Annotated in this window: 7 protein-coding genes and 1 pseudogene; all 8 read right to left on the bottom strand. The window is 68.8% G+C overall.

What is annotated here, in order from left to right; genetic code table 11:
• Positions 1 to 218: 218 nt before the first annotated feature.
• Positions 219 to 596, bottom strand: a pseudogene (locus FV229_RS28075) (transposase); the annotation flags it as partial.
• Between the two features lie 190 nt (positions 597 to 786).
• Positions 787 to 1,086 (bottom strand): hypothetical protein, encoded by a 300-nt coding sequence (locus FV229_RS28070; RefSeq protein WP_147752300.1) that lies wholly within the window; start codon positions 1,084 to 1,086, stop codon positions 787 to 789.
• Between the two features lie 610 nt (positions 1,087 to 1,696).
• Positions 1,697 to 3,292 carry a gamma-glutamyltransferase family protein gene (locus tag FV229_RS12535; RefSeq protein WP_147752299.1) on the bottom strand — a complete coding sequence of 532 codons (1,596 nt, stop codon included), beginning with the start codon at positions 3,290 to 3,292 and terminating at the stop codon, positions 1,697 to 1,699.
• The gene (locus FV229_RS12530) at positions 3,289 to 4,215 is read right to left on the bottom strand and encodes an ATP-binding cassette domain-containing protein (protein ID WP_147752298.1); all 927 of its coding nucleotides are present in this window, start codon (positions 4,213 to 4,215) and stop codon (positions 3,289 to 3,291) included. Before FV229_RS12530 ends, FV229_RS12535 begins: the two co-directional genes overlap by 4 nt.
• Positions 4,215 to 5,252, bottom strand: a complete 1,038-nt coding sequence (locus FV229_RS12525) for an ABC transporter ATP-binding protein (protein ID WP_246688170.1) — start codon at positions 5,250 to 5,252, stop codon at positions 4,215 to 4,217. The genes FV229_RS12530 and FV229_RS12525 overlap by 1 nt, the downstream gene beginning before the upstream one ends.
• Positions 5,252 to 6,175, bottom strand: a complete 924-nt coding sequence (locus tag FV229_RS12520; RefSeq protein ID WP_147752297.1) for an ABC transporter permease — start codon at positions 6,173 to 6,175, stop codon at positions 5,252 to 5,254. Before FV229_RS12520 ends, FV229_RS12525 begins: the two co-directional genes overlap by 1 nt.
• Positions 6,172 to 7,116 carry an ABC transporter permease gene (locus FV229_RS12515; RefSeq protein WP_147752296.1) on the bottom strand — a complete coding sequence of 315 codons (945 nt, stop codon included), beginning with the start codon at positions 7,114 to 7,116 and terminating at the stop codon, positions 6,172 to 6,174. Before FV229_RS12515 ends, FV229_RS12520 begins: the two co-directional genes overlap by 4 nt.
• Positions 7,116 to 8,606, bottom strand: coding sequence for an ABC transporter substrate-binding protein (locus tag FV229_RS12510; protein WP_147752295.1), 1,491 nt, complete (start codon positions 8,604 to 8,606; stop codon positions 7,116 to 7,118). The genes FV229_RS12515 and FV229_RS12510 overlap by 1 nt, the downstream gene beginning before the upstream one ends.
• Positions 8,607 to 8,778: the final 172 nt, after the last annotated feature.

The following is an 8,778-nucleotide window of genomic DNA, read 5'->3' as shown; positions in this document are numbered from 1 at the left end:
GTGAGGTGATGGCGAACAAACGGAGAGGAAGAACCAGGACACCCCGATCAATCCGAAGCGCTTCGAGCGCGCTCGATTGAGTGGGACCTGTTCTCCAAGCGGACTTCATCAGGGCGCGCAGCGATCCCGCTGCAGATCAGACGCCGTATACATGGCCGCAACCGACCAGTTCACCCGAACCGATCCGACATCCTTGACCCGCAGGAGCCATCCATACACGGGTTGAAGTCCGGGCTGTCGGGCGGGAGATAGAGGAGGTGGGCACCCGCCGCCTCGATTGTCTCCCTCACCCCGGCCACCTTGTGGACGCTCAAGTCATTGCAGATGACAGGATCGCCACGCTTCAGTATCGGGATTAGCATGTCAGAAACGTAAGCCAGGAAGCGCTCGCCGGTCGTCGCACCATTGAACAGGGTGGTGGCGACGAGGCCGCTCGTGCGAAGGGCAGCGGTGACGGTGGTGGTCTAGTCGTGCCCGTACGGCATGCAGATCCGGCAGCGCTCGCCCTGTCCGTATCGATCGTAGGGCCGCACCATGGTCATCGCGGCAGCGGTCTCGTCGATGAAGACGAGGCTGTCCGGGTCGAGATCGCGCTCTCCTTTGATAGCGCGCCATCGAACCAGATCGCTGCCCCCACCGCTACCCCCGGAACCAATCCGAACGGGAACGCCTCCAGGGGCGCGGGGTAGCTTCCCGAATCCTTCGTCCGGATCGGAATGAAAGTGGATCGCCATAAAAGGCAGTCCCGCAGCCCGAACCAATTACGGGCTGGCGGGACCGTCGTCCTTACTTACCGCTGGGAGCAGCGCCGCTTCCGGTCACACCGTTGCCACCCGTGCTTCCAGCCGGCGCTCCGGTGGCGGCAGTGGAAGCGCCACCGCTGGCGCCAGGTGCTGCCATGCGATCGGCACCCATCGCGGCTCCAGTCGCCGAACCTGTCGAGCCCTTTTCGGAATTGCTCTTCACACTGCCGGGGTTGTTCATATTGCCCTCGGTGCTTCCGCTCCCAGCAGCAGTCTGAGCCAATGCGGCACCCGAGAGCGACAGAACGAGCGAGGCTGCGATAGCGAATGTCTTGGTGCGCATATTGCGTTTCTCCGATCCTGGTAATCGGAGTTCAAACGCGGTTGATGCTGTCCGTGTTCAACACGGATCAAAAATAAAAAAGCCATTTCTTGCTGGCATTGCATTTCTTGCTGGCATTGATTGGGTTGCGATCGACGAAAACTTATCACCGACACCACGCAGCCGCTCCACACCAGCGCATGGGTGCGGGCTGTATCGAGCCGGTCGTGATCGGATCTCCGTCCGTCGTCCGCCTTGCTACCTGATCCGGCGGTCGGTTGGCTTGCATCAGCATGACCGCTGCGAAACCGCAGAGGGTCAACGCCGCCATCCAGAGAAGGGCTCGTGTAGCTCGCTTGGTACGCTTCGACATGCGTCCAAGGGTGTCGGCTTGCAGTTAGCAGGCACTCAATGGAGCGCTACCAAAAAAGCAGGCCCGCCCCCGATCTGATCGCGGGATGACGGGTGCTTCGTTCATCTCTCCAGCGAACCGGCCCCGAGCCCGGTTCGAAAGCACTGTGCTCTTGATCTGTCACCGGCAGGTCAACGGTGTCGCGACTGGAGCCCACTTTGCTGTCTCACGATCCGGCATCGGAGTCCCGACCCGGCGCAGACCAAGCGTCGAGCGGCCTCAGTAACCCAGCGCGCTGCCATCCTTGCGGGGGTCCGACCCGGCCGCGAGCATGCCCGCTTCATGGTCGATCCAGATCACCTGACCGCCGCCGAGCGGCAGGGGCGCGGGGAGTGCGTCGTGGCCGCGGCCCTTCAGCTCGGCGGAGAGGCCGGAGAGGCCGCCTTCGAGTTCCAGGGTACCGCCGTAGGCGAAGCTGCGTGGTGCATCGAGCGCCTCTTGCGGGTCCAGGCCGCGGTCGATCAGCCCGGTCAGCAGCTCGACGTGGCCCATCGCCTGGTAGTGCCCGCCCATCACGCCGAAGGGCGCGACCGCGCGACCGTTCCGCATCAGCATGCCGGGGATGATGGTGTGCATCGGGCGCTTGGACGGGCCGATCGTGTTGGGGTGGCCGGCTTCCGTGCGGAACGAAAGGCCGCGGTTGTGCAGCAGCACGCCGCTCGACGGCCCGAGGATGCCGGAGCCGAAGCCCTGGAAGATCGAGTTGATCAGCGAGATCGCGTTGCCGTCCCGGTCGACCACGCAGAGGTAGACCGTGTCCTTGTGCGCGCGGGCCGCGACCTCGGCGCGGATCTCGGGATAAAGCGTGGGCGCTTGCGCCCGGCCCATGTCGATCGCCCCGTGGGCGGCGGCCTGCCAGGCGTCGGAAAGCAGGTGCTCCACCGGGATCGCCTGGAGCGCCGGGTCGCCGAACAGCGCGTCGCGGTGGTGGTAGCCCTGCTTGCAGGCTTCGGCGAAGAGGTGGACTCGGTCGAGGTCCGAGAGCCCCGCCACGTCGAAGGGCTTCAGCACGTTGAGCATCATCAGCGCCGCGAGCCCCTGGCCGGCGGGCGGGCACTCGTAGACGTCGTAGCCGCGGTAGCGCGTGCTGATCGGGGTGACCACGTCCGGTGCGGCGCGCGCGAAATCCTCCAGGGTGTGGAGGCCGCCGAGTTGCCGCAGGTGGCCGACGAGGTCGTCGGCCACCGGCCCCTCGTAGAAACCGCGCGCGCCGTCGCGGGCGATCCGCCGGAGCGTCGCGGCGAGTTCTTCCAATCGCACCACCGTGCCGATCGCGGGCGCGCGGCCGTCGACGAGGTAGGTGGCGGCGGCATGGGGATCGCCTGCGACGCGGGCGACGTTGCGCGCCCAGTCCCAGCCGACCCGCGGCTGGACGGGAAAGCCCTCCTCGGCGAGCCGGATCGCCGGCTGCAGCAGCTCGCCGAGCGAACGGGTGCCGTGGTCGTCGACGAGCTTCTGCCACGCCGCCACCGCCCCGGGCACGGTCACCGCGTGCGGGGAATCCGGCTCGATCGCGACGCCGTGTTCGCGGTACCACGCGGCGTCGGCCGCCGCCGGGCTGCGGCCGGAGCCGTCGATCGCCACCGGCACCGAGGCGCCCTTGGGCGCATACAGCGCGAAGCAGTCGCCGCCGATGCCGGTCATCAGCGGGTCGACGACGCATTGCACCGCCACCGCCGCGATCGCCGCGTCGACGGCGTTGCCGCCCGCGCGCAGGGTCTCGATCGCCACCAACGTCGAGGCCGGATGCGAGGTCGCGACCGCGGCCTGCGCCGCGTAGACGGGCGAGCGGCCCGGTCCCTCGAAATTCCTCATGGGCGATCCTCAGGTGGGGTGGCGACCCAATGGCCGGGCGCGACCTCGACGAGGTCGCCGCCTTCGGCGATGGCGGAAGCCGGTGCGGCGCTCTCGGCGGCCAGGCGCGCCCGCTCGACCGCCGGCACAGGCACCGGTACGGCGCCGAGCAGGCGGCGGGTGTAAGGATGGCGCGGGTCGTCGTAAAGCGCGTCGCTCTCGGCCAGCTCGACGATGCGGCCGCGCCAGAGCACGGCGACCCGGTGGCACAGGTAGCGCACCATGCGCAGGTCGTGGGAGATGAAGAGGTAGGACAGGCCGAGCTCGGCCTGCAGGTCCTGCAACAAGTTGACCACCTGGGCCTGGATCGAGACGTCGAGCGCCGCGATCGGCTCGTCGGCGACGATGAAGCTCGGTTTGAGCGCGATGGCGCGGGCGATGCAGACGCGCTGGCGCTGGCCGCCGGAGAACTGGTGCGGGAACCGCCCGGCGAAACGCGGCTCCAGTCCGACGCGCTCGAACAGCCCGGCCACCGCCTCGCGGCGCTCGGCACGGCTCATGTCGGGCCGGTGCAGCTTGAACGCCTCGGAGACGTAGTCGCCGACGCTCATCCGCGGGTTCAAAGCCGCGTAGGGATCCTGGAACACGGTCTGGATCCGGGCGCGTTTCGCGCGCATCGCCTTGGCCGAAAGCATGGCCAGGTCCGTGCCTTCGAAGGCGACGCTGCCTTCGGTCGGCGGGTTCAGCATGGTCACGGCGCGACCGATCGTGGACTTCCCCGAGCCGGACTCGCCGACGAGCCCCAGGGTCTCGCCGGGGCGGATGTCGAAGCTGACATTCTCCACCGCCCGGAACACGGACCCCTTGCCGCCCCACCACGACCGCAGCGGATAGTGCTTCGACAGGTTGCGCACCGAGATGATCGGTTCGTCCGGAGCCCGCATCACCGCGCACGCTCCGCTTCGTGGGAGAGGATTTCGGGAAGGTCGTACCAGGCGGCCACGAGATGACCCGGCGCGGCGCCCTTCGCCTGGACCAGCGGAGGCATCTCGGAGCGGCAGCGGGCGGTCGCGTAGGCGTTGCGCGGCGCGAACGGGTCGCCGGGCGGCGGGAAGCGCATGTCCGGCGGAGCGCCCTCGATCTGGCGAAGGCGCCCGCGTCCGGCCCGCCCCCGTGTGAGGTCGGGCAGCGAGCGCAGCAGACCGAGGGTGTAGGCGCTGCGCGGGTCGGCGAAGATGTCGTCCACCGGGCCGCGCTCGAGGATGCGCCCGGCATACATCACCTGCACCGTGTCGCTGATGCCGGCGACTACGCCCAGATCGTGGGTGATCCAGATGATCGCCATGCCGATCTCGCGCTTCAGGTCCTGGACCAGCGCGACGATCTCGGCCTGCACCGTCACGTCGAGGGCCGTCGTCGCCTCGTCGGCGATGAGGATCTTCGGCCGGCATGCGATGCCGACGGCGATCATCACGCGCTGGCGCTGGCCGCCGGAGAACTCGTGCGGGTACTGGTCGAGGCGGCCGGCCGCATTCGGGATGCGGACGAGGTCGAGGAGCTCCCGTGCCCGCGCGCGGGCGGCGCGGCGGTCGAGGCCGAGATGGATGCGCAGCGGCTCGATGATCTGCGCCGCCACGGTCATGCCGGGGTTGAGCGAGCTCATCGGGTCCTGGAACACGAACCCGATCTCGCCGCCGCGCACCCGGCGCAGGGCCTTCTCGGGAAGGCTCAGGAGGTCGCGCCCCTGGAACAGCACCTGCCCGCCGGTGATCCGGCCCGGCGGGCGCGGGATCAGCCCGAGCATCGCCAGCACGTGCACGCTCTTGCCCGAGCCGGATTCGCCGACGATTCCGAGCGTCTCGCCCTCGCGAAGCGCGTAGGACACGCCGTTGACGGCGTGGACGGCACCGCCGTCGGTGTCGAAGGCGACCGCGAGGTCGCGGACCTCGAGGAGGGGGGCGCCGCCCATCTCCGCCGCCATCAGGTCCTGCCTCTCGGATCGAGGGCGTCGCGGAGCCCGTCGCCGAACAGGTTGAAGCCGAGCACGGCGAGGAAGATCGACAGCCCGGGCCAGATCGCCATCCACGGCGCCTGGTCGAGGAAGTTCTTGGCGACGTTGAGCATCGCGCCCCAGCTCGGCTCGGGCGGCTGCTGGCCGAGCCCCAGGAACGACAGGCTCGCCTCGGCGATGATCGCCGCCGCGATGGTGAGCGTCGCCTGCACCAGGATCGCCGGCACGATGTTGGGCAGGATGTGCACCAGCGCGATCCGCCAGGGCGGGTTGCCGACCGAGCGCGCCGCCTCCACGAACTCCTCCGCCGCCACCGCCTGGACCTGCGCGCGGGTGAGCCGGACGAAGGTGGAGGTCGCCGACAGGCCGATCGCCACCATGGCGTTGGTCAGGCTCGGACCGAGGAAGGCGGCGAGCGCGATCGCCAGGATCAGGAACGGGATCGCCAGCAACGCATCGGTGAGCCGCATGATCGCCCCGTCGACCCAGCCGCCGGCATAGCCGGCGACGAGCCCCAGCGGCAGGCCGAGCGAGACGGCGAGCGCCACCGAGACGAGGCCGGCACCGAGCGAGGCCCGCGCCCCGTAGACGATGCGCGCGAGCACGTCGCGCCCGACCTCGTCGCCGCCGAACGGGTGGGCGAGCGACGGGGCGGCTCGCACCGCGCCCCAATCGGTCTCCGTCGGGTCGTAGGGCGCGATCCATGCAGCGAACACCGCCATCAGGACGAGCCCGACGACGATGACCAACCCGACGACGGCACTCCGCCGCGCCCGCAGCCGGCGCCAGAAGGCGCGGAGCGTACCGGGCTCGCGGGGCAGAGGCACCCGTCGTCCCCCCGCCACCGTGGGGGACGGCAGGAGCGCGGCGCCGTCGCGATCGATCCCGCTCATGCCCGCCTCAGCTTCGGGTTGACGACCGCCGCCAGCACGTCCGTGGCGAGGTTGAGGCCGACATAGGTGGCGGCGGTGCAGATCACGACGCCCTGCACGGTGGCGAAGTCGCGATTGAACACGGCGTCGACCATCAGCTTCCCGAAGCCCGGCACCGAGAAGATCTGCTCGGTCAGAACCGCGCCGGACAGCAGCTGCCCGAACTCGAGGGCACCGAGCGTGATGATCGGGATCGCGGCGTTGGGCAGCGCATGCCGCAGCACGAGCCGCAGAGGCGAGACGCCTTTGGCGCGCGCCGTGCGGACGTAGTCGGAGCCGAGCACGCCGAGCATCGCCGCCCGGGTGTGGCGCATCATCACCGCGCTGATCGCGTTGCCGAGCACGAAGGCCGGCATCGCCATCGCCTTGAGGTTCTCCCACAAGCTCTCGGAGGGCGGCACGTAGCCGGAGGCCGGCAGCCAGCCGAGCTGCACCGAGAACAGCAGGATCATCAGGATGCCGAGCCAGAAGTTCGGGATCGACAGGCCCCAGAGCGCGACGCCGTTGGCCAGCGTGTCGGCCCAGGTGCCGCGCCGGACCGCCGAGAGGATGCCCATCGGCACGCCGATGGCGAGCGCCACCAGCATGGCGAGGCAGGCGAGCTCCAGCGTCACCGGCAGCTTCTCGGCGACGAGTTCCGAGACCGGCTTCTGCAGGCGGATCGATTCGCCGAGATCGCCGCCGAGGACGCCCGCCGCCCAGTAGCCGTAGCGAACGGGGAGCGGCCGATCGAGGTGGTACTTGTCGCGGATGAACGCGATCACCTCCGGGTCGCGCTCCTCGCCGGACAAAGCGGTCGCGGTGTCGCCCGGCAGCAATTGCTGCAGGGCGAAGATGATCATCGAGGCCAGGATCAGGGTCGGGACCGCGAGCGCCAAGCGTCTTGCGAGGAACCGCAGCATCAGTTCAGCTTCAACCCCGTGAACCGGGCGAGCCCGTCCGGGTAGGCGACGAACCCGGTGAGCTTGTTCGCGTAGGCCCAGAGCAGCTTTCGGTGCAGCAGGTAGACGACGGGACGATCCGCGAGGACCCGGTCCGCCAGGCTCTTCCAGGCGGCCTGACGCTTGGCCGTGTCGACGGTGCCGCGCTCGGCCTGGAGCGCCGCGTCGGCGTCGGCGTTGCAATAGCGCGTGTAGTTCAGCGGCGTCTTGCACCCGAGGAAGCTGAAGGTGTTGCCGTCCGGGTCCGGTCGGCCGCTCCAGGAATAGAGGTAGGCCTCGAAGTTACCCTTGTCGGCCATGTCGAGCAGTGTGGTGAAGTCGGCCGCCTGGATCTTGATGTCGAAGCCGGCCTCCTTGGCCATGGCCTGGATCACCTGCCCGACCTGCGGCGCCTCGCTGTTGGCATAGACCGAGAGCGTGATCTGCGGCTTGGGCTGGCCGGCCTCGGCGAGCAGGGCCTTCGCCTTGGCGACGTCGCGCTTCGGCACCGGGTATTCCTTGACGTAGTTCGGATGCTTGGGCGAGACCCACTGGTTGCCGGCCAGGAACTCGCCGTTGAACACCACCTGGTTCAGCGCGTTGCGGTCGATAGACAGCTCGAGCGCCTGCCGCACGCGCGGGTCGCCGAGCGGCGAGCCGGCCTTCGCGGGGTTGAGCAGCAACGATTGGAAGCCGAGCTCGTAGACCGAGCCGAGCTTCAGCTTGGCATCGCGGGTCACCTGAGGGACGTCGGTCGGCGCCAGGCGCTCCAGCAGGTCGAGCTGGCCGGCGCGCAGGTTCGTCAGGCGTACCGTGGCATCGGGGATCGGGCGGAACTCGATCCGTTGGATGTGGATCTGGTCCTTGTTCCAGTAATCCGGGAAACGCTCGACCACGATCCGGTCCTGCGGCACCCGCTCGACGAACTTGAAGGGGCCGGCGCAGACCGGGGCGGTCGAGAACTTGTCGCCGAGCCGCTCGGCGGCCTTCGGCGAGACCATCATCCCGGCGCGGTCGGTGAACTGCGCCATGAGCGGGGCGAACGGCGCCTTGAGGACGATCTTGAAGGTCAGGTCGTCGACGACCTCGACGGCGTCGATCGGCGCGATCTCGCTGCGGCGCTGCGAGCCCGGCATCTTGAGATGGCGTTCGATCGAGAACTTGGCGGCCGCCGCATTCAAAGGCTCGCCGTCGTGGAATTTCACGCCCGGCCGCAGATGCATCGTGAGCGTCTTCTCGTCGGACGAGAGCTCCCACGCGGTCGCGAGCTGCGGCACCGGCTTCAGGTCAGTGCCGATGTCGACGAGCTTGTCGCAGAGCGCGGTGAAGACCATTCGGCTGGCGAAGGTGCGGGCCAGCGTCGGGTCGAGCGCGTCCGGGTCCTCCATCATGCCATAACGCAGGGTCTGGGCGGAGAGCGGCGTGGACAGGAGAACACCCGCGATCAGGCAGGCAGCCGACAGACGCAACATCGAGACTTTCCGTCACGGGCGGCCCGGGGCCGGGGCGCGAATGATGTGCCGCCGCGAGATCGGGGGCAACTTGTGTTTTGAATGCATTGCACCAACCATGCCATCTTGATGCCGGGGAACGGATTTCTCATCCCCTCCTGGGCATGGGCAATTCAGAGTGAGATCAGCGGGC

It is taken from the genome of Methylobacterium sp. WL120 (assembly GCF_008039465.1).
In the GTDB taxonomy this organism is placed as follows: domain Bacteria; phylum Pseudomonadota; class Alphaproteobacteria; order Rhizobiales; family Beijerinckiaceae; genus Methylobacterium; species Methylobacterium cerastii.
The sequence above is the reverse complement of the archived record's forward strand: the minus strand, read 5'-3'. Positions and strand labels throughout refer to the sequence as shown.

Coding starts and splice junctions, on each gene's coding strand:
- FV229_RS12535 (WP_147752299.1), bottom strand. CDS start 3,292: ATGAGGAATTTCGAGGGACCGGGCCGCTCGCCCGTCTACGCGGCGCAG.
- FV229_RS12510 (WP_147752295.1), bottom strand. CDS start 8,606: ATGTTGCGTCTGTCGGCTGCCTGCCTGATCGCGGGTGTTCTCCTGTCC.
- FV229_RS12520 (WP_147752297.1), bottom strand. CDS start 6,175: ATGAGCGGGATCGATCGCGACGGCGCCGCGCTCCTGCCGTCCCCCACG.
- FV229_RS12530 (WP_147752298.1), bottom strand. CDS start 4,215: ATGCGGGCTCCGGACGAACCGATCATCTCGGTGCGCAACCTGTCGAAG.
- FV229_RS12515 (WP_147752296.1), bottom strand. CDS start 7,116: ATGCTGCGGTTCCTCGCAAGACGCTTGGCGCTCGCGGTCCCGACCCTG.
- FV229_RS28070 (WP_147752300.1), bottom strand. CDS start 1,086: ATGCGCACCAAGACATTCGCTATCGCAGCCTCGCTCGTTCTGTCGCTC.
- FV229_RS12525 (WP_246688170.1), bottom strand. CDS start 5,252: ATGGCGGCGGAGATGGGCGGCGCCCCCCTCCTCGAGGTCCGCGACCTC.